The 19276-nt window shown below is 61.1% G+C and carries 13 protein-coding genes; 8 read left to right on the plus strand and 5 right to left on the minus strand.

Annotated features, from left to right (window positions below; genetic code table 11):
* Positions 1-149 precede the first annotated feature (149 nt).
* From AACY52_RS15190 to AACY52_RS15215, 6 genes are all read left to right on the plus strand, one after another.
* Positions 150-1448, plus strand: a complete 1299-nt coding sequence (locus tag AACY52_RS15190; protein WP_339418455.1) for an MdtA/MuxA family multidrug efflux RND transporter periplasmic adaptor subunit — start codon at positions 150-152, stop codon at positions 1446-1448.
* On the plus strand, positions 1445-4546 hold the full coding sequence (locus AACY52_RS15195; RefSeq protein WP_339560589.1) for an MdtB/MuxB family multidrug efflux RND transporter permease subunit: 3102 nt from the start codon (positions 1445-1447) through the stop codon (positions 4544-4546). The genes AACY52_RS15190 and AACY52_RS15195 overlap by 4 nt, the downstream gene beginning before the upstream one ends.
* A complete protein-coding gene (locus AACY52_RS15200; protein WP_339493909.1) occupies positions 4543-7650 on the plus strand; it encodes an efflux RND transporter permease subunit in 3108 nt (1035 codons plus the stop codon). The genes AACY52_RS15195 and AACY52_RS15200 overlap by 4 nt, the downstream gene beginning before the upstream one ends.
* A complete protein-coding gene (locus AACY52_RS15205) occupies positions 7647-9116 on the plus strand; it encodes an efflux transporter outer membrane subunit (protein ID WP_339418460.1) in 1470 nt (489 codons plus the stop codon). The genes AACY52_RS15200 and AACY52_RS15205 overlap by 4 nt, the downstream gene beginning before the upstream one ends.
* A 282-nt stretch (positions 9117-9398) precedes the next feature.
* Positions 9399-11495: an EAL domain-containing protein gene (locus AACY52_RS15210; protein ID WP_339493913.1), complete on the plus strand. Its 2097-nt coding sequence runs from the start codon at positions 9399-9401 to the stop codon at positions 11493-11495.
* Between the two features lie 54 nt (positions 11496-11549).
* A complete protein-coding gene (locus AACY52_RS15215) occupies positions 11550-12296 on the plus strand; it encodes an SDR family oxidoreductase (RefSeq protein WP_339418464.1) in 747 nt (248 codons plus the stop codon).
* Between the two features lie 7 nt (positions 12297-12303).
* Here AACY52_RS15215 and AACY52_RS15220 read toward each other — a convergent pair whose 3' ends face one another.
* From AACY52_RS15220 to AACY52_RS15235, 4 genes are all read right to left on the minus strand, one after another.
* The gene (locus tag AACY52_RS15220; RefSeq protein WP_339428000.1) at positions 12304-12768 is read right to left on the minus strand and encodes a hypothetical protein; all 465 of its coding nucleotides are present in this window, start codon (positions 12766-12768) and stop codon (positions 12304-12306) included.
* A 91-nt stretch (positions 12769-12859) separates the two neighbouring features.
* Complete coding sequence (mapR, locus tag AACY52_RS15225; protein WP_339418467.1) at positions 12860-14269, minus strand: GntR family transcriptional regulator MpaR; 1410 nt, start codon at positions 14267-14269, stop codon at positions 12860-12862.
* Positions 14270-14333: 64 nt separating this feature from the next.
* Entirely contained in the window at positions 14334-15743 is a 1410-nt protein-coding gene (gene ccoG, locus AACY52_RS15230; protein WP_339427999.1) for a cytochrome c oxidase accessory protein CcoG, read from the minus strand.
* Between the two features lie 184 nt (positions 15744-15927).
* Complete coding sequence (locus AACY52_RS15235) at positions 15928-16167, minus strand: DUF3203 family protein (protein WP_339418470.1); 240 nt, start codon at positions 16165-16167, stop codon at positions 15928-15930.
* 121 nt (positions 16168-16288) lie between these two features.
* On the opposite strand from AACY52_RS15235, the gene AACY52_RS15240 reads away from it, so the two are divergent.
* The gene (locus tag AACY52_RS15240) at positions 16289-16780 is read left to right on the plus strand and encodes an MgtC/SapB family protein (RefSeq protein WP_339418471.1); all 492 of its coding nucleotides are present in this window, start codon (positions 16289-16291) and stop codon (positions 16778-16780) included.
* Here the strand turns inward: AACY52_RS15240 and AACY52_RS15245 are convergent.
* A complete protein-coding gene (locus tag AACY52_RS15245) occupies positions 16758-16934 on the minus strand; it encodes a hypothetical protein (RefSeq protein WP_339418472.1) in 177 nt (58 codons plus the stop codon). The two genes, AACY52_RS15240 and AACY52_RS15245, sit on opposite strands and share 23 nt — an antisense overlap.
* Positions 16935-17138: 204 nt before the next feature.
* On the opposite strand from AACY52_RS15245, the gene AACY52_RS15250 reads away from it, so the two are divergent.
* Positions 17139-19127, plus strand: coding sequence for an alpha-1,4-glucan--maltose-1-phosphate maltosyltransferase (locus AACY52_RS15250; RefSeq protein ID WP_339427998.1), 1989 nt, complete (start codon positions 17139-17141; stop codon positions 19125-19127).
* The last annotated feature ends 149 nt before the right edge of the window (positions 19128-19276 follow it).

A 19276-nucleotide genomic window follows, 5' to 3' on the forward strand; every position in this document is an offset into this window, starting at 1 on the left:
TGTCGCTCAGGTGCTTAGCGAAATGGCGAACGGACTAAGCGCAGATGTTTACAGTTTTAAGCCCAAGGTAAATAGCCGGTAAAGGCGCTTTTCTTAACGCGCTCCAGTGCTTATCTTTCAGCCTCCCAAAGAAGAAGCTCTCGCGCCCAATGGTTGATCACTCCATGCAATCCCCCCCCCGCAACTCCCGCCGCTGGTTGTTCGGCCTGCTTGTGCTGCTGGCTATCGCCGGCCTGTGCTGGAAATTCTGGCCCAGCGGTGCCGCCCATAAAGACGCGCCGGGCGGCCATGCGAGCAAGACCGGCATGGCGCGCCCTGGGTTTGGTGGTTCCACTGGCCCGGTGCCGGTACGCGTGGCGCCTGCGGTGCTTGGCGAGTTCCCGGTGTACTACAAGGCCTTGGGCACGGTTACCGCACTGAACACGATCAATGTGCGCAGCCGGGTGGGCGGCGAGTTGGTGAAGATCGCGTTTGAAGAAGGGCAGAGGGTCAAGGCCGGCGACCTGCTGGCCGAGATCGACCCGCGCAGCTACCAGAACGCCTTGCTCCAGGCCCAGGGCACGCTGATGCAGAACCAGGCCCAACTGAAAAACGCCCAGGTCGACGTGCAGCGTTATCGCGACCTGTTCGCCCAGGACAGTATCGCCAAGCAGACCCTGGACACCGCCGAAGCGCTGGTCCTGCAATACCAGGGCACGGTCAAGACCAACCAGGGCGCGGTGGATGACGCCAAGCTCAACCTCGACTTCACCAAGATCCGCGCGCCGATCGGCGGCCGCGTAGGCCTGCGCCAGGTGGACGTTGGCAACTTGGTGGCGGCCAACGACACCACCGCCCTGGCCGTGATCACTCAGACCCAACCGATCAGCGTCGTCTTCACCCTGCCGGAAAATACCCTGGAAACCGTGCTTGCTCGCTACCACGCCGGCAACAAACTTCCTGTGGAAGCCTGGGACCGCGGCGATGTGAAAGTACAAGCCACCGGCGTACTGCAAAGCCTGGACAACCAGATCGACGTCACCACCGGCACCCTGAAATTCAAGGCGCGCTTTGATAACAAGGACCAGGCGCTGTTCCCCAATCAGTTCGTCAATGTGCACTTGTTGGCTGACACCCTGCATAACGTAGTGCTGGCGCCGTCGGCGGCGATCCAGTTCGGCAACACCGGCACCTTCGTCTACGTGCTCGACGGCGACAAGAAGGTCAAGGTGCAGCCGCTGGTGGTCGGCGATACCGATGGCGATAACACGGTGATCAAGCAAGGTCTCAAGGCCGGCGACCGCGTGGTGCTGGAAGGCACTGACCGTCTCAAGGACGGCAGCGAAGTCGAAGTGGTGAATGAGAGCAGCGAAGTGCCGACTACGCCGACCGAACACCTGCAAGGCAAGCCCGCCGCGAAAGGGGAGACCGGCGCTGCTGCCGGCAAGGCGCAAAAGGTCGGTTCATGAACCTGTCGCGACTGTTTATCCTTCGCCCGGTCGCCACCACGCTGAGCATGCTGGCCATTGTCTTGGCCGGCATCATTTCGTACCGCTTGTTGCCGGTATCGGCTTTGCCCCAAGTGGACTACCCGACCATTCGGGTGATGACCCTGTACCCCGGCGCCAGCCCGGATGTGATGACCAGTGCGGTCACCGCGCCGTTGGAGCGCCAGTTCGGGCAAATGCCCGGCCTCACGCAAATGGCGTCCACCAGTTCCGGCGGCGCGTCGGTGCTGACCCTGCGTTTCAACCTCGACATCAATATGGATGTCGCCGAGCAACAGGTGCAGGCCGCGATCAACGCCGCGACCAACCTGTTGCCAAAGGATTTGCCGGCGCCGCCGGTGTACAACAAGGTCAACCCGGCGGACACCCCGGTGCTGACCCTGGCCATCACGTCAAAAACCATGTTGCTGCCCAAGCTCAATGACCTGGTCGACACGCGCATGGCGCAGAAAATCGCGCAGATCAGCGGCGTCGGCATGGTCAGCATCGCCGGTGGCCAGCGCCAGGCCGTGCGCATCAAGGTCAACCCCGAGGCCCTGGCGGCCAACGGCTTGAACCTGTCGGACGTGCGCACCTTGATCGCTGCGTCCAACGTCAACCAGCCCAAGGGTAACTTCGACGGCCCCACCCGCGTGTCGATGCTCGATGCCAATGATCAGTTGGTCTCGCCTGCGCAATACGCCGAGTTGATCCTGGCCTACAACAACGGCGCGCCTTTGCGTCTAAAAGACGTGGCACAGATCGTCGACGGCGCCGAAAACGAGCGCCTCGCCGCCTGGGCCAATGAAAACCAGGCCGTGCTGCTGAATATCCAGCGCCAGCCGGGGGCCAACGTGATCGAGGTGGTGGACCGCATCAAGGCGCTGCTGCCAAGCATCACCGACAACCTGCCGGCCGGCCTCGACGTGACGGTGCTCACAGACCGCACCCAAACCATCCGGGCGTCGGTGAAAGACGTGCAACATGAACTGCTCATCGCCATCGCCCTGGTGGTGATGGTGACGTTCCTGTTCCTGCGCAGGGTCAGCGCCACGCTCATTCCGTCCATCGCCGTGCCGCTGTCGCTGGTGGGTACCTTTGGTGTGATGTACCTGGCGGGTTTCTCCATCAACAACCTCACGCTGATGGCCTTGACCATCGCCACCGGTTTCGTGGTGGACGATGCCATCGTGATGCTGGAGAACATCTCGCGCTATATCGAGGAGGGCGAAACGCCGCTTGCCGCCGCGCTCAAGGGCGCCAAGCAAATCGGTTTTACCCTGATTTCCCTGACCCTGTCGCTGATCGCGGTATTGATTCCGCTGCTGTTCATGGCCGACGTCGTGGGGCGCCTGTTCCGTGAGTTCGCCATCACCCTGGCAGTGGCGATCCTGATTTCCCTGGTGGTGTCCCTGACCCTCACGCCGATGATGTGCGCGCGGCTGCTCAAGCGTGAACCCAAGGAAGAGGAGCAAAGCCGATTCTACAAAGCCAGTGGTGCGTGGATCGATTGGTTGATCGCGCGTTATGGAAGCATGTTGCAGTGGGTGCTCCGGCACCAACCGCTGACCCTGCTGGTCGCCATCGCGACCCTGGGCCTGACCGTGGTGCTGTACCTGGTGGTGCCCAAAGGCTTCTTCCCGGTGCAGGATACGGGCGTGATCCAGGCTGTTTCCGAAGCGCCGCAGTCGATTTCCTTCGCCGCCATGAGCCAGCGCCAGCAGGCGCTGGCGAAGATCATCCTGGCCGATCCAGCGGTGGAAAGCCTGTCGTCCTACATTGGTGTGGACGGTGACAACGCTACCCTCAACAGTGGGCGCTTGCTGATCAACCTCAAGGCTCACGGCCTGCGCGACTTGAGCGCAGCCCAAGTGATCACCCGCCTGCAGCCGCAAATCGACAAGCTGGTGGGCATCCGCCTGTTCATGCAGCCGGTGCAAGACTTGACCATCGAAGACCGCGTCAGCCGCACCCAGTACCAATTCAGCATGTCATCGCCGGACGCCGAACTGCTGGCGTTGTGGAGCGAAAAACTAGTCCACGCGTTGAGCCAGATGCCCGAACTCACCGACGTTGCCAGCGACCTGCAGGACAAGGGCCTGCAGGTGTACCTGATGATCGACCGCGATGCGGCGTCACGCCTGGGTGTCAGCGTATCGAGCATCACCGATGCGCTCTACGATGCCTTCGGCCAACGGCAGATTTCTACCATTTATACCCAGGCCAGCCAGTACCGCGTGGTATTGCAGGCCCAGTCCGGCGAAACCCTGGGCCCGGATGCGCTGAACCAGATCCATGTGAAAACCACCGATGGCGGCCAGGTGCGCTTGTCCAGCCTGGCCCATGTGGAACAGCGCCAGGCACAACTGGCGATTGCGCACATCGGCCAGTTCCCGGCGGTGATGATGTCGTTCAACCTGGCGCCTGGTGTCGCGTTGGGCAAAGGCGTGGAGCTGATCAACCAGACCCAGAAAGACATCGGCATGCCGGTGGGCGTACAGACCCAATTCCAGGGCGCGGCCCAGGCGTTCGAAGCCTCGCTGTCGAGCACCTTGCTGCTGATCCTGGCGGCGGTGGTCACCATGTACATCGTGCTGGGTGTGCTCTATGAGAGTTATATCCACCCGATCACCATCCTCTCGACCTTGCCGTCGGCGGCCGTCGGCGCCTTGCTGGCGTTGCTGCTCAGTGGCAATGACCTGGGCATGATTGCGATCATCGGCATCATTTTGCTGATCGGTATCGTCAAGAAGAACGCGATCATGATGATCGACTTCGCACTCGATGCCGAACGCAACCAGGGCCTCGACCCACAGACCGCGATCTACCAGGCGGCGCTGCTGCGCTTCCGGCCGATCCTGATGACCACCCTGGCGGCGCTGTTTGGCGCGGTGCCGTTGATGCTCGCCACGGGTTCCGGCGCTGAATTGCGTCAACCTTTGGGTCTGGTGATGGTCGGCGGTCTGCTGGTGAGCCAGGTGTTGACGCTGTTCACCACGCCGGTGATTTACCTGTACTTCGATCGCCTGGGCCGTCGCTGGCGCAAAGAGCCACAAAGCCTGGAGCCGGTTGAGTCATGAACCTGTCCGGACCTTTCATTCGCAGGCCGGTAGCGACCATGCTGCTGAGCCTGGCGATCATGTTGCTGGGCGGTGTCAGCTTCAACCTGCTGCCGGTATCGCCGCTGCCGCAGATCGATTTTCCGGTGATCGTGGTGTCGGCCAGCTTGCCTGGCGCGAGCCCCGAGGTGATGGCGTCTACCGTGGCCACACCGCTGGAGCGCTCGTTTGGCTCGATTGCCGGCATTACCACCATGAGCAGCTCGTCGAGCCAGGGCTCCACCCGGGTGATCCTCGCGTTTGACTCCGACCGTGATATCAACGGCGCTGCGCGGGAAGTGCAGGCGGCAATCAATGCCTCGCGCAACCTGCTGCCCAGCGGCATGCGCAGCATGCCCACCTACAAAAAGATCAACCCGTCCCAGGCGCCGATCATGGTGCTGTCGCTGACCTCGGACGTGCTGCAGAAGGGCGAGCTGTACGACCTGGCCTCGACCATTCTTTCGCAAAGCCTGTCCCAGGTGCCGGGCGTAGGCGAAGTGCAGATCGGCGGCAGCTCCCTGCCGGCGGTGCGCATCGAGCTGGAGCCCAAGGCGCTCGACCAGTACGGCGTGGCCCTCGACGATGTGCGCAACACCATCGCCAATGCTAACCAGCGCCGGCCCAAAGGGTCCCTGGAAGACAGCCAGCGCAACTGGCAGATCCAGGCCAACGACCAGCTGGAAAAGGCCAAGGACTACGAGCCGCTGTTGATCCGTTACCAGAACGGTGCCGCCTTGCGCTTGAGTGATGTGGCGAAGATCAGCGACGGCGTGGAAGACCGCTACAACAGCGGCTTCTTCAACAACGAACCGGCGGTGCTGCTGGTGATCAACCGCCAGTCCGGTGCCAACATCATCGAGACGGTCAGGCAGATCAAGGCGCAGTTGCCGGCGTTGCAAGCGGTGCTGCCGTCCAGCGTCAAGCTGAGCCTGGCGATGGACCGCTCGCCGGTGATCACGGCCACCTTGCACGAAGCCGAGATGACCCTGCTGATCGCCGTGGGCCTGGTGATTCTGGTGGTGTACCTGTTCCTCGGTAACTTCCGCGCCTCGCTGATCCCGACCCTGGCGGTGCCGGTTTCGCTGGTGGGCACCTTCGCGGTGATGTACCTGTACGGTTTTTCGTTGAACAATTTTTCCTTGATGGCGTTGATCCTGGCCACCGGCCTGGTGGTGGACGATGCCATTGTGGTGCTGGAGAACATTTCCCGGCATATCGACGAAGGCGTGCCGCCGATGAAGGCGGCGTACCTGGGCGCGCAGGAAGTCGGGTTTACCTTGCTGTCGATGAACGTGTCGCTGGTGGCGGTGTTCCTGTCCATCCTGTTCATGGGGGGGATTGTCACCAGCCTGTTCCGCGAGTTTTCCATCACCTTGTCGGCGGCGATCATTGTGTCGCTGATTGTCTCGCTGACCCTCACGCCGATGCTTTGCGCGCGCTGGCTCAAGCCCCATGTCAAAGGCGAAATGACCGGTTTGCAGCGCTGGAGCCAAAAGGTCAACGACCGCATGGTCGCCGGCTATGCCACCAGCCTGGACTGGGTGCTGCGCCATCGTCGCCTGACCCTGCTCAGCCTGTTGCTGACCATTGGTTTGAACGTGGTGCTGTACGTGGTGGTACCGAAAACCTTCATGCCGCAGCAGGACACCGGCCAGTTGATCGGTTTTGTGCGAGGCGATGACGGCCTGTCGTTCAGCGTGATGCAACCGAAGATGGAAACCTTCCGCAAAGCCGTGCTCAAGGACCCTGCAGTGCTCAGCGTGGCCGGCTTTATCGGCGGCAACAGTGGCACCAACAACGCGGTGATGCTGGTACGCCTCAAACCAATCAGCGAACGCAAGATTTCCGCCCAGGCGGTGATCGAGCGCCTGCGCAAGGACCTGCCGTTGGTGCCGGGCGGGCGGCTGTTCCTGATGGCCGACCAGGACCTGCAATTCGGCGGCAGCCGCGACCAGACCAGTGCGCAGTATTCCTACATCCTGCAAAGTGGCGACCTGGCGGCACTGCGCCTGTGGTATCCGAAGGTCGTCGCGGCCCTGCGTGAGCTGCCGGAACTCACCGCCATCGACGCCCGAGAAGGCCGGGGTGCGGCGCAGGTCACGCTGATTGTCGACCGCGACCAGGCCAAACGCCTGGGTATCGACATGAATATGGTCACGGCGGTGCTCAACAACGCCTACAGCCAGCGGCAGATTTCCACCATCTACGACAGCCTCAACCAGTATCAGGTGGTGATGGAGGTCAATCCCAAATACGCGCAGGACCCGATCACCCTGAACCAGATGCAGGTGATCACCGCTGACGGCGCGCGGGTACCGTTATCGACCATTGCCCATTACGAGAACAGCCTGGCGGACGACCGCGTCAGCCACGAAGGCCAGTTCGCTTCGGAAAACATTGCCTTCGACATGGCGCCCGGAGTGACAGTCGAGCAGGGCACGGCCGCTATCGAGCGGGCGATTGCCAAGGTCGGCTTGCCAGAAGATGTCATCGCCAAGATGGCCGGCACCGCCGATGCCTTCGCGGCCACACAGAAGGGCCAGCCGTTCATGATCCTCGGCGCGTTGGTGGCGGTGTACCTGGTGCTGGGCATTCTGTATGAAAGCTACATCCACCCCTTGACGATCCTCTCGACCCTGCCGTCGGCCGGTGTTGGCGCGATGCTCGCTATTTACCTGACGGGGGGCGAGTTCAGCCTGATCTCCTTGCTGGGCCTGTTCCTGCTGATTGGTGTGGTGAAGAAGAACGCGATCTTGATGATCGACCTGGCCCTGCAGTTGGAGCGTAACGACCGCATGGGCCCGATGGAGTCGATTCGCAGCGCCTGCCTGCTGCGTTTGCGGCCGATCCTGATGACGACCCTGGCGGCCATCCTCGGTGCGTTGCCTTTGCTGTTGGGCAGTGGTGATGGCGCGGAAATGCGTCGCCCCCTGGGCCTGACCATCATCGGCGGCCTGGTGTTCAGCCAGGTCCTGACCCTTTACACCACCCCGGTGGTTTACCTCTATCTGGACCGCGCGCGCCATCGCTTCAACAAATGGCGCGGCGTGCGTACCGATGCTGCCCTGGACACTGCGCTATGACCGATTCAACCTTTGCCCGCTTGGCCATGTTCCGCGGTTGCCGCGTGGCGAGCCTGGTGCTGTGTGGCGTGTTGCTCAGCGCCTGCGCCGTTGGTCCCGACTACAAGCGTCCGGAAGTCGTCGAGCCCGCCCAGTTCAAAGAAGCCCAGGGCTGGCGCCAGGCAACCCCAAGCGACGACCTGGCCCGTGGCGCCTGGTGGGAACTGTACGGCGACCGCCAGCTCAATGACCTGGTGCTGCGCCTCAACCACTCAAACCAAACCGTCGCCCAGGCCGAAGCGCGCTTTCGCCAGGCCCAGGCGCTGGTGCGCAGTTCCCGTGGTGCGTTTTACCCCGCTGTTGACCTCAGCGTCGGTAAAACCCGCGCCAGCCAAGGCACCGGCAGCAGCAGCGCCAGCCTGAGCAGTTCCAGCAGCGGTATCCGTGACACCCTGAACGCACAGTTGGGCGTGAGCTGGGAGGCGGATATCTGGGGCAAATTGCGCCGTGGCCTGGAAGCCAACGAGGCCAGCGCCGAAGCCAGCTCGGCGGACCTGGCAGCGATGCGCCTGAGCCAACAGTCGGAACTGGTGCAAAGCTACCTGCAACTGCGCGTGATGGATGAACAGACGCGTTTGCTGCAAGCCACGCTGGAGGCCTATCAACGCTCCCTGCAAATGACCCAGAACCAATACCGTGCCGGGGTCTCCGGCAAAGACGCGGTAGCCCAGGCGCAAACCCAGCTCAAGACCACCCAGGCCAGCCTGATCGACCTCATCTGGCAGCGTGCCCAGCTGGAGAACGCAATTGCCGTGCTGATCGGCGAGGCGCCGGCCAACTTCAACCTGGCAGTGAGCAAAGATATTCCGGCACTGCCGCAGATTCCGCTGAGCCTGCCGTCGCAACTGCTTGAGCGTCGCCCGGATATCGCCTCGGCGGAACGCTCGGTGATCGCCGCCAACGCCAATATCGGCGTGGCCGAGGCCGCCTACTACCCGGACCTGAGCCTGAGCCTCGCCGGGGGTTATTCGAGCAGCACCTATTCCGATTGGATCAGCCTGCCCAACCGCTTCTGGTCGGTAGGCCCCAAGCTCGCCATGACCCTGTTCGACGGCGGCCAGCGTTCGGCGGAAGTTGACCGCAGCGTGGCCAGCTACGATGAGACCGTCGCCAAGTACCGCCAGACCGTGTTGGATGGTTTGCGCGAAGTGGAAAACTACATGGTGCAGCTCAAGGTGCTGGAAGACGAGGCGGTGGTGAGCAATGAAGCGCTTGAGGCCGCGCGTGAATCGCTACGGCTGACCCAGAACCAGTACAAGGCCGGGCTGATTGCCTATCTCGACGTGGTCACCGTGCAAGCGACGGCCCTGAGCAACGAACGCACCGTATTGACCTTGCTGCAGACGCGCCTGGTGGCCAGTGTGCAACTGATCGCCGCGCTGGGCGGTGGTTGGGATGGGCAAACACCCATTGCCGAGAAAGAGTGAGTGTGAACTCAGTCCAATGTGGGCGCGGGCTTGCTCGCGAAGGCAGTGTGTCAGTCACCGGATTAGTGGGTTGATTCACCGCCTTCGCGAGCAAGCCCGCTCCGACATTTGGACTCAACCTAAACAAAAGAATTAAGGGGTTTTCGAGCCGGCCGATTGACGTCAAAATGCCAGTAATGGCTATGCGATAATTAATCAACTGTACAAGAATTATTCTCGCTACAATCGCCCGCTTTGCCAATTTGCACGGGCCTCTCAGGCCTGCTGCGAACGAGAAGTCCCATGCTCATCGGTAGTTATTCACCCTCCCTGGTCGCGATCTCACTGTTTGTCGCGATCCTTGCTTCCTACACCGCGTTGGACCTATCCGGCCGCCTTGCCACCGCCAAAGGTCGCGCGGTTTATCTATGGATAGCCGGCGGCGCGATGGCGATGGGGGTCGGGGTGTGGTCGATGCATTTCATCGGCATGCTCGCGCTGCGTTTACCGTTTGCGCTCGGCTTCGATAGCGGCATCACCGGGTTGTCGTTGTTGATCGCGGTGCTCTCCAGCGGCTTTGCATTGTGGTTGGTCAGCCAGCCGCGTTTACCCGCGTGGCAACTGGCATTTGGTGCGCTGATCATGGGCACGGGCATCGCCTGCATGCACTACACCGGCATGGCCGCGATGCGCATGACGCCGGGTATCGACTACGACCCGGCCTTGTTTGGCGCTTCTTTGTTGATTGCCGTCGGAGCCTGCGGCGCAGCGCTGTGGATCGCCTTCAACCTGCGTCGTAATACACCATACGTGCGCCTGGCACGGGGTGGCGCAGCGGTCGTCATGGGGTTTGCCATCGTCGGCATGCATTACACCGGTATGGCGGCGGCGCAGTTCGCCGATGACAGTTTCTGCGGTGCCGCACTGGATGGCTTGAGCGGCAATGGCCTGGACAATCTGGTACTGGTCACGACCCTGGCGGTGCTCGCCATCGCCTTGCTGACTTCATTGCTCGACGCGCGGCTGGAAGCCCGCACGGCGGTGCTCGCTGACTCCCTGACCCAAGCCAATCAGGAACTGACCCACCTGGCCCTGCACGACATGCTCACCGGCTTGCCCAATCGCACCTTGCTCGCCGACCGTATTCAACAAGCCATGCAGGCCGTCAAGGAGCAGGGCGGTTGCTTTGCACTGATGTTTATCGATCTGGACGGCTTCAAACCGGTCAACGATGCCTTCGGCCACCACATGGGCGACCAGTTGCTGCGTGAAGTTGGCCAACGCCTGCGTGAAGATTTGCGTAGCCAGGACACCTTGGCGCGTATCGGCGGGGATGAGTTCGTATTGCTGGTGCAACTGACCCAGCCGGATGACGCGCTCGGCCTTGCCGAGCGCCAGGTGATGCTGATTAATCGCGCGTTCCAGGTAGCCGAACATGAACTGAAGATCTCCGCCAGCGTTGGTATCGCCATGTTCCCAGGCAATGGTGGCACCCCCCGGGAACTGCTGATGAACGCTGACGCCGCGATGTACCACGCCAAGGGCGTGGGCAAAAACGGCTACAGCTTTTTTGATGCATCGATGAGCACCAATGCGCGCAAGCAGTTGCAGTTATTGCAAGACCTGCGCAATGCCCTGGAACAGCAGCAGTTCCAGCTCTACTACCAGCCCAAGTTCGACGCGGTGAGCGGTATTCCGGTGGGTGCCGAAGCGCTGTTGCGCTGGGCGCATCCGCAACAGGGGCTGCTGCTGCCGGGGATGTTCATTGAACGGGCGGAAAAGACCGGGCTGATCATTCCCATCGGCGAGTGGGTGCTCAATGAAGCCTGTCGTCAAATGAGTATCTGGTACGCCCAAGGCTACGAAGACTGGCGCATAGCGGTGAACCTTTCGGCCATGCAGTTCTGCCATGCCGGACTGGTCAAGAGCGTGGCCGCGGCCCTTGAACGCCATCAGTTGCCCGCCAACAACCTGACCCTGGAAATCACCGAAACCACCGCCATGAGCGATGCCGATGCGAGCATGACCGTGTTGCAGGCGCTGTCGGACATGGGGGTCGATTTGTCCATCGATGACTTCGGTACGGGTTACTCCAGCCTCATGTACCTCAAGCGCCTGCCCGCCAATGAGCTGAAGATCGACCGTGGGTTTGTCCGCGACCTGGAGCACGACAGCGATGACGCCGCCATTGTCTCGGCCATCGTCGCACTTGGCCAAGCGTTGGGGTTGCGCATTGTCGCCGAAGGCGTGGAAACCAATGTGCAGCAGCGTTTCCTGACTCAGTTGGGGTGTGATTCCCTGCAGGGTTATCTGCTGGGGCGCCCGTTGCCGGCGGAGGCGTTCATGGCCGATATCCAACGCGCCGAAACAGGCGTTGCGCCTGACAAAAGCCGTGCGTGACGGGTATTCTCGGATACGACCCTAACTGTCAGGTTGAATCAGGAGAACGCACGTATGGACAAAGTCGTCATCATCACCGGGGGCAGCCGTGGGATTGGCGCCGAGACGGCATCGCTGGCCGCTCGCGAGGGCTATCGCATCTGCATCAACTACCAGTCCGACGAAGAGGCTGCTCACCGCGTGCTCGAGCTGGTCCGTGCGCTGGGCGCCCAGGCGATTGCCGTGCGCGCCGATGTGAGCAGCGAAGATGAAGTGATCGCCTTGTTCAACCGTGTCGACGCCGAATTGGGTCGCGTCACTGCACTGGTCAACAATGCTGGCACCGTGGGGCACAAGGCGCGGGTTGATGAGATGTCCGAGTTCCGCATCCTTAAAATCATGAAAACCAACGTGCTCGGGCCGATCCTGTGTGCCAAGCACGCGGTGCTGCGTATGTCGCCCAAGCATGGCGGGCAGGGCGGCAGCATCGTCAACGTCTCATCGGTGGCGGCCCGACTGGGCTCGCCGGGTGAATACGTCGATTATGCGGCCTCCAAAGGCGCGCTCGACACGTTCACCCTGGGCTTGTCGAAGGAAGTCGCGGGCGAGGGCATTCGTGTCAACGCCGTGCGCCCTGGTTACATCTTCACTGACTTCCACGCCCTGAGCGGCGACCCGGACCGCGTCAGCAAACTCGAGTCCGGCATCCCCATGGCCAGGGGCGGGCGCCCGGATGAAGTGGCGGAAGCGATTATCTGGCTGCTGTCGGACAAAGCTTCGTATACCACCGGTACTTTTCTGGATTTAGGCGGCGGCCGCTAGCGCACCTTCAGGTCGGTAGACGGCGCAGCACTGAATAGCCTTTGTGGGAAAACTCCTTGAGTAGGCTGGCTTCCGAGTTATCCAGGGTGCTGTAGCCGTTGCTGGAGAAACCGTCGATCTGCCCGTTGCGACTATGGCTGGCGTTCAAGCTGCGATCGTCCAAGTTATCAATGAACCGCAACACTTTGTCCAGGTCGTAGGCCGCATTGGCCCTTGCTTCCGGGCCCGGATTGGCTGTGGTCCAGTCACCGACTTGCATCTTCAGGTCATCAAGCAGGTGGTAATTATCGCGGTTGTCCAAAAAGTGCTTAAGTACAGGGCTCTGCTCGATAATCCTGTCTGCCGAACGAAGGTCACCGCTAGGACGCCCCATGGGGCCCGTCATCTCGCGCACCTGCTTCTGTTCGGCTGCACGCATGTAATGGGGTGGAATTGGCAACTGCATGTGGCTTGAAGAGGCAGGCGTGTTCATGAGAAACCTTCAGTTGGACTTGGCGAAAGCGCCTGTCTCGAAGTGAGGCAGGCGCTTTCCTGTGTGGCCCTCTGTTAGGTTCGGTTCCTGTTCAAAATGACCGCACAATCCGTCCCAACGTCTCCATCGCCTTCTCCGACGCTTCAGTCCACGGGCTGCCGTAGTTCAAGCGAATACAGTTCCTGAACCGTTGGGTCGCCGAGAAAATCGGCCCCGGCGCGATGCTGATACCTTGCGCCAACGCCATCTGGAACAACTTCAACGAATCCGTCTGCTCCGGCAATTCCAGCCACAGGAAATAGCCACCGGCCGGTTGACTGACGCGCGTCTGCGCCGGGAAGTAGCGCGCGATGGCAGCCAGCATGGCGCTTTGCTGTTCTTCCAGGGCATAGCGCAATTTGCGCAGGTGCCGGTCATAGCCGCCGTGTTGCAGGTAATCGGCAATCGCTGCCTGGGCGGGCATCGATGGGCACAGCGAGGTCATTAACTTCAAGCGTTCGACCTTCTGCGCAAAGCGCCCGGCTGCGACCCAGCCCACGCGATAGCCAGGCGCCAGGCTTTTGGCGAAGGAACCGCAATGCATCACCAGGCCTTCGGTATCGAAAGCCTTGGCCGGTTTGGGGGCCTGTTGACCGTAATACAGCTCGGCGTACACATCGTCTTCGATCAGCGGCACCTGATGGCCGCGCAACAGCTCCACCAGCGCTTGTTTCTTGGCTTCCGGCAAGGTCGCGCCCATGGGGTTCTGGAAGCTGGTCATGGTCCAGCAGGCCTTGATCGGGTAGCGCTCAAGGCTTTGCGCCAGTGCGTTGAGATCAATGCCATCGCGTGGGTGCACGGGGATTTCCACCGCCTTGAGTTTCAAGCGCTCCAGCACTTGCAGGCAGGCATAGAACGCCGGGGCTTCGATTGCCACCAGGTCGCCCGGTTCGGTGACGGCTTGCAGGCACAGGTTCAGTGCTTCCAGCGCGCCATTGGTAATCAGCAGCTCTTCCATAGGCAGCATCAGCCCGCCGACCATATACCGCAGCGCGATTTGCCGGCGCAGTTGCGGGTTGCCCGGTGACATGTCGGTGACGACCAGGCGCGGGTCCATCTCGCGGCTGGCGCTGGCCAGGGAGCGTGCCAAGCGCGGCAGCGGGAACAGCATCGGGCTGGGGAAGGCCGAGCCGAAAGCCACGGTGTTGGGGTCCTTGATCGAGTCGAGGACTGAGAACACCAGTTCGCTGACGTCCACTTCGGTGGATTCGTGCACCTGTTCACTCACCACCGGCTCGGAGAACGGGCTGGGCGCATGGGTGTTGACGAAGTAGCCAGAGCGCGGTCGCGCGCGAATCAGGCCGCGGCGCTCCAACAGATAATAGGCCTGGAACACCGTGGAGGGGCTGACGCCATAGGTCTGGCTGGCATAGCGCACCGACGGCACCCGCTGGCCGGAGCCGAGCACGCCGGAGCGGATCAGTTCTGCAATGTCGTCGGCGAATTTTTCGTAGCGTTTCATGGGGCCTAATCACTTTCTTAAATTGTACGCAGGGCTAAATGGGATCTTCAGTGCCTGACAGGCCTCAGCGGTTCAGCGGCGCCACAAAGCGGCTATCGGCCGCGCTGTAGATCCACGGTTCATCCACATCCGTCACCTTGAAGCGCAGGGCCTGCGAACTGCTCGCCGGTTTATCCGCCAGCAAGGCCACCGACACCGGTACATCACTGATTTCCCCCGGCGCCAGGCTGATCTCGGTCTTGCCTTGCAGCTGGAAGCCATCGGCGTCCACCAGTTCCAGGCGGTAGTCCTGGTGCTGTTGGGTCTTGTTGATCACCTTGAGGCTGTAGATGTTTTCGATCAGGCCCTGGGCGTTCTCACGGAACATGCCACGGTCCTTGGTGACATCCAGTGACACCATCGGCCGTTCCACCAGCGCCACCACCAACGCCGCAATCATCACTAACAGCACGGCACTGTAGCCGATCAGGCGCGGCCGTAGCAGGTGGGTCTTGCCGCCTTGCAGTTGATGTTCACTGGTGTAGCTCACCAAACCGCGCGCGTAGCCCATCTTGTCCATGATCGAATCGCAGGCGTCGATGCACGCCGCGCAGCCTATGCATTCCATTTGCAGGCCATCGCGGATGTCGATGCCGGTCGGGCAGACCTGCACGCACAGTTGGCAGTCAATGCAATCGCCCAGACCGACGTCGGCGGGTTTGACCTCACGTTTGCGCGGGCCACGGTGTTCGCCGCGGGCCACGTCGTAGGAAATGGTCAGGGTGTCCTTATCAAACATTACGCTTTGGAAACGCGCATACGGGCACATGTGCATACACACCGCTTCACGCAGCCAGCCCGCGTTGAGATAGGTGGCACCGGTGAAAAACAGCACCCAGAACAGGCTGACGCCGCCCATTTGCCAGGTCAGCAATTCTGCGGCCAGCGGGCGGATGGGTGTGAAGTAGCCGACAAAGGTCAGCCCGGTCAGCACGCTGATGCCCAGCCACATCGTGTGTTTGGCCGAGCGTCGCGCCAGTTTGTTCAGGCTCCAGGGCGCGGCTTGCAGCTTGATGCGCTGGTTGCGTTCACCTTCGGTGACCTTCTCGCACCACATGAACAGCCAGGTAAACGAGCTTTGCGGGCAGGTATAGCCGCACCACACGCGGCCGGCAAATACGGTGATCGCAAACAGGCCGAAGGCGCAGATGATCAACAAGGCCGACAGCAGGATGAAGTCCTGCGGCCAGAACGTGGCGCCAAAAATGTGGAATTTACTGTCCGCCAGGTCCCACAGCACCGCCTGCCTGCCACCCCAGTTCAGCCACACGGTGCCGAAAAAGGCCAGGAACAGAAAGCCTGCACCGCACACGCGCAAAGTGCGGAACACGCCGGTAAAGCTGCGGGTATGAACCAGGTTGTCGCTGGATTTGGCCTTCACCTTCTTTGGGTGTATGGGCTCAAAGGTTTCCACGGTGGGGATTCGTTCGCTCATGGTCGTTCGCTCATCAGCCTCCATCAGGCGGATGAACTATGCGCGTGGCTCTGTTTGCATAACAGACTCAGCTAGGGCGATAAAAAGCGGATCAGATGGACTATGAGAGAGTCGCTGCGACAATCCGCTGCACCCCGTGGAACAAGCGGCGCAGCATTGTCTGGGGTGTGCTGATGCAGATCAATCAAATCAACGAACCAGGGCCGTCGGCCTTTACATGTTGACGCTCATCGTGGGCGCCCGCGACCGTCAGCGCGTCTGCCTCGGCTTCGGTGATATAGATCCGCTCGCCCGCCAATTCCACGTAAGACATGGATTTGTCGATGTCGGTAACAATATTGACCCGGGTCGCTGGCACGCTCTGTTCCTGGCCGTTGTCATCGAGCATGAAGTAGCACAGTTGGTTTTCGATACGTATGGGCATGCTGATCTCCTGTTTTGTGAGCTATTGAAGGTTAGGGGACGGCGCTGCGCAGGGGTTCCAGGCAACTGACTGGCGGTCGCCGCTGTCCATCCTTTACCAACAATGACAAAGGACAGCTGAGATGGACGCTTGGTGGCATGAAGTGTGGCAAACCCTGCAGGCTGAATTTGCCGACATCGGCGACGCCAGGCAGCTCACCCAGATCACTGTGCGGCTGCTGATCGCCTCGATCCTCGGCGGCATTCTCGGTTTTGAGCGAGAGAGCAAGGGCAAGGCCGCCGGGGTGCGCACACATATGCTGGTGGGGTTGGGCGCTGCGCTGTTTGTCATGGTGCCGCAAATGTCTGGCAACCAGGCGGATGCCATGAGCCGGGTGGTACAGGGCGTGATCGCCGGGATCGGCTTTCTCGGCGCTGGCACGATCATCAAGGGCAAGGATGATGAAGACGGCCATGTCAAAGGCCTGACCACCGCAGCCGGCTTGTGGATGACCGCTGCGATTGGGGTCTCGGCCGGGTTGGGCCGGGAATCGACAGCGGTTCTGAGCACATTCCTGGCCTTGGTGGTGTTCAGCGTGATGCCGAAAATCGTCAAGCGTTTCGAGAAGGACTGACGATCACCGGGGGCATGGTCGTCGGCGGTTCTTCGACCGGCGGCGGCTCATTTTCTGGCGGCTCCTTTTCCGGAATTGGCGCCGGCTCGGTCGGCGGCAGGGTCGGGATGTCGATATTGGGGTCCGGCGTTTCAGCCGGGATTGGGATATTCATCGGTGTGGCCTCCTTTGTGCTTGGCTCTAGCGGTGGACAGCCGCCGGGCTGAATTGATTCCCGCCCAGTGGCGACACATTCACCTGAACTTTTAACAGCGACGCAGGCTCGGACCTATAAGCGGCGCTGCTCAGGGAGAGCATGGCCGCACCAGAATTCGGATCAAGCAAAGAGCGTCCATAGGGCGTAAGGGGAAGATGCTCGATGACTGCTGAAGCACAGGTTCCAGAGAACGCCATATTGCCGCTGTCCAAGGCGCTGTTGCTGCCCAGGATTGCTATCGAAAGCACCACCCCCGTGATTGACGGCGGCGAATTCGCCGTCAAGGCCGTGGTTGGCCAAAGGGTCAATGTCACCAGCAACGTGTTCGCCGACGGCCATGACAAGCTCGCCGTACTGATCCGCTGGCGCCCGCTGCAGGAAGAGAGCTGGCACAGCGTGGTGATGACTGATGTGGGCAACAATGGCTGGGAGGGCGCGTTTACCGTCACCCAGCAAGGCCCCCACGAATATTGCATTGAAGCCTGGATCGATACCTTCGCCAGCTTCTGCTACGAGCTGCGCAAGAAGCATGAAGCCGGCGTACCGGTCAGCCTGGAATTGCAGGAAGGCCGCAGCCTGGTGCTGCAGGCCGCCGAACGCAGTGACAATGAACTGCGCGACCGCCTGATGCTGCTACACCACGAACTCTCCGGCCTGTTGGAAACCGAGCAGGTCGCGAAGTTTCTGCGCGAAGACAGTGCACACCTGATGACCCAGGCCGATCACCGCGCTTATTTGAGCATCAGCACCGTGTACCCGATTGATGTGGAGCGCGAGGCCGCACTGTTCGCCAGTTGGTACGAGCTTTTTCCGCGCTCGATCACTGACGATCCTGCGCGTCATGGCACCTTTAATGATGTGCACTCGCGGCTGTCGATGATCCATGACATGGGTTTTGATGTGCTGTACTTCCCGCCCATCCATCCGATCGGGCGCAGCCACCGCAAAGGCAAGAACAACTCCCTCACTGCTGGCCCTGATGATCCGGGCAGCCCGTATGCGATCGGCAGTGAAGAGGGCGGCCACGAGGCCATTCACCCGCAACTGGGCAGCCGCGATGACTTCCGTCGCTTGGTGCAGGCCGCTGCCGACCATGGCCTGGAAATCGCCCTGGACTTCGCCATCCAGTGTTCCCAGGACCATCCTTGGCTCAAGGAACATCCGGGTTGGTTCAACTGGCGCCCCGACGGCACGATCAAATACGCGGAAAACCCGCCGAAAAAGTACCAGGACATTGTTAACGTCGATTTTTACGCGGCGGACGCGATTCCAGGCCTGTGGACCGAACTGCGCGATGTGGTGGTGGGTTGGGTGGAAGAGGGCGTGAAAACCTTCCGTGTCGACAACCCGCACACCAAGCCGCTGCCATTCTGGCAATGGTTGATCAGCGACGTCCGTGCCAAGCACCCGGACGTGATTTTCCTCGCGGAGGCGTTCACCACGCCGGCGATGATGGCGCGCCTGGGCAAGGTCGGTTATTCCCAGAGCTACACCTATTTCACCTGGCGCAACACCAAGGCCGAGCTGAGCGAATACCTGACGCAGTTGAACGCGTCGCCATGGCGCGAATGCTACCGGCCGAATTTCTTCGTCAATACGCCGGATATCAATCCGCCGTTTTTGCATGAGTCAGGCCGCCCGGGCTTTTTGATCCGCGCCGCGCTGGCCACCATGGGTTCGGGCCTGTGGGGCATGTATTCGGGCTTTGAGTTGTGCGAAGCGGCGCCGGTGCCGGGCAAAGAGGAATACCTGGATTCAGAGAAGTACGAGATCCGCCCGCGAGACTTCACTGCCCCCGGCAACATCATCGCCGAGATCGCTCAGCTCAACCGCATCCGCCGGCAAAACCCGGCGCTGCAAACGCACCTGGGCTTGAAGCTTTACAACGCGTGGAACGACAACATCCTGTATTTCGGCAAGCGCAGTGAGGATGGCAGCAACTTCATTCTGGTGGCGGTCAACCTTGACCCGTTCAATGCCCAGGAGGCCAGTTTCGAGTTGCCATTGTGGGAATTGGATTTGCCGGATGACGCCGAGACCCAAGGCGAAGACCTGATGAACGGCCATCGCTGGACCTGGTATGGCAAGACCCAGTGGATGCGCCTTGAACCGCAGATGCCGTTTGGAATCTGGCGTATCACCACATCCTGAGCCAAGTGAAGATCAACTGTGGGAGCTGGCTTGCCGGCGATAGCGGTACATCAGTCAACACGTGCTGTGCTGACACACCCTTATCGCAGGCAAGCCCGCTCCCACATTAAACCGCGTTCATTCAGCCGGTTTTTTCAGAATTTCCAGGA

Source organism: Pseudomonas sp. EA_65y_Pfl1_P113 (genome assembly GCF_963970525.1).
Taxonomy (GTDB): Bacteria; Pseudomonadota; Gammaproteobacteria; order Pseudomonadales; family Pseudomonadaceae; genus Aquipseudomonas; species Aquipseudomonas tritici.

Coding starts and splice junctions, on each gene's coding strand:
- AACY52_RS15190 (WP_339418455.1), top strand. CDS start 150: ATGGTTGATCACTCCATGCAATCCCCCCCCCGCAACTCCCGCCGCTGG.
- AACY52_RS15195 (WP_339560589.1), top strand. CDS start 1,445: ATGAACCTGTCGCGACTGTTTATCCTTCGCCCGGTCGCCACCACGCTG.
- AACY52_RS15200 (WP_339493909.1), top strand. CDS start 4,543: ATGAACCTGTCCGGACCTTTCATTCGCAGGCCGGTAGCGACCATGCTG.
- AACY52_RS15205 (WP_339418460.1), top strand. CDS start 7,647: ATGACCGATTCAACCTTTGCCCGCTTGGCCATGTTCCGCGGTTGCCGC.
- AACY52_RS15210 (WP_339493913.1), top strand. CDS start 9,399: ATGCTCATCGGTAGTTATTCACCCTCCCTGGTCGCGATCTCACTGTTT.
- AACY52_RS15215 (WP_339418464.1), top strand. CDS start 11,550: ATGGACAAAGTCGTCATCATCACCGGGGGCAGCCGTGGGATTGGCGCC.
- AACY52_RS15220 (WP_339428000.1), bottom strand. CDS start 12,768: ATGAACACGCCTGCCTCTTCAAGCCACATGCAGTTGCCAATTCCACCC.
- mapR (WP_339418467.1), bottom strand. CDS start 14,269: ATGAAACGCTACGAAAAATTCGCCGACGACATTGCAGAACTGATCCGC.
- ccoG (WP_339427999.1), bottom strand. CDS start 15,743: ATGAGCGAACGAATCCCCACCGTGGAAACCTTTGAGCCCATACACCCA.
- AACY52_RS15235 (WP_339418470.1), bottom strand. CDS start 16,167: ATGCCCATACGTATCGAAAACCAACTGTGCTACTTCATGCTCGATGAC.
- AACY52_RS15240 (WP_339418471.1), top strand. CDS start 16,289: ATGGACGCTTGGTGGCATGAAGTGTGGCAAACCCTGCAGGCTGAATTT.
- AACY52_RS15245 (WP_339418472.1), bottom strand. CDS start 16,934: ATGAATATCCCAATCCCGGCTGAAACGCCGGACCCCAATATCGACATC.
- AACY52_RS15250 (WP_339427998.1), top strand. CDS start 17,139: ATGACTGCTGAAGCACAGGTTCCAGAGAACGCCATATTGCCGCTGTCC.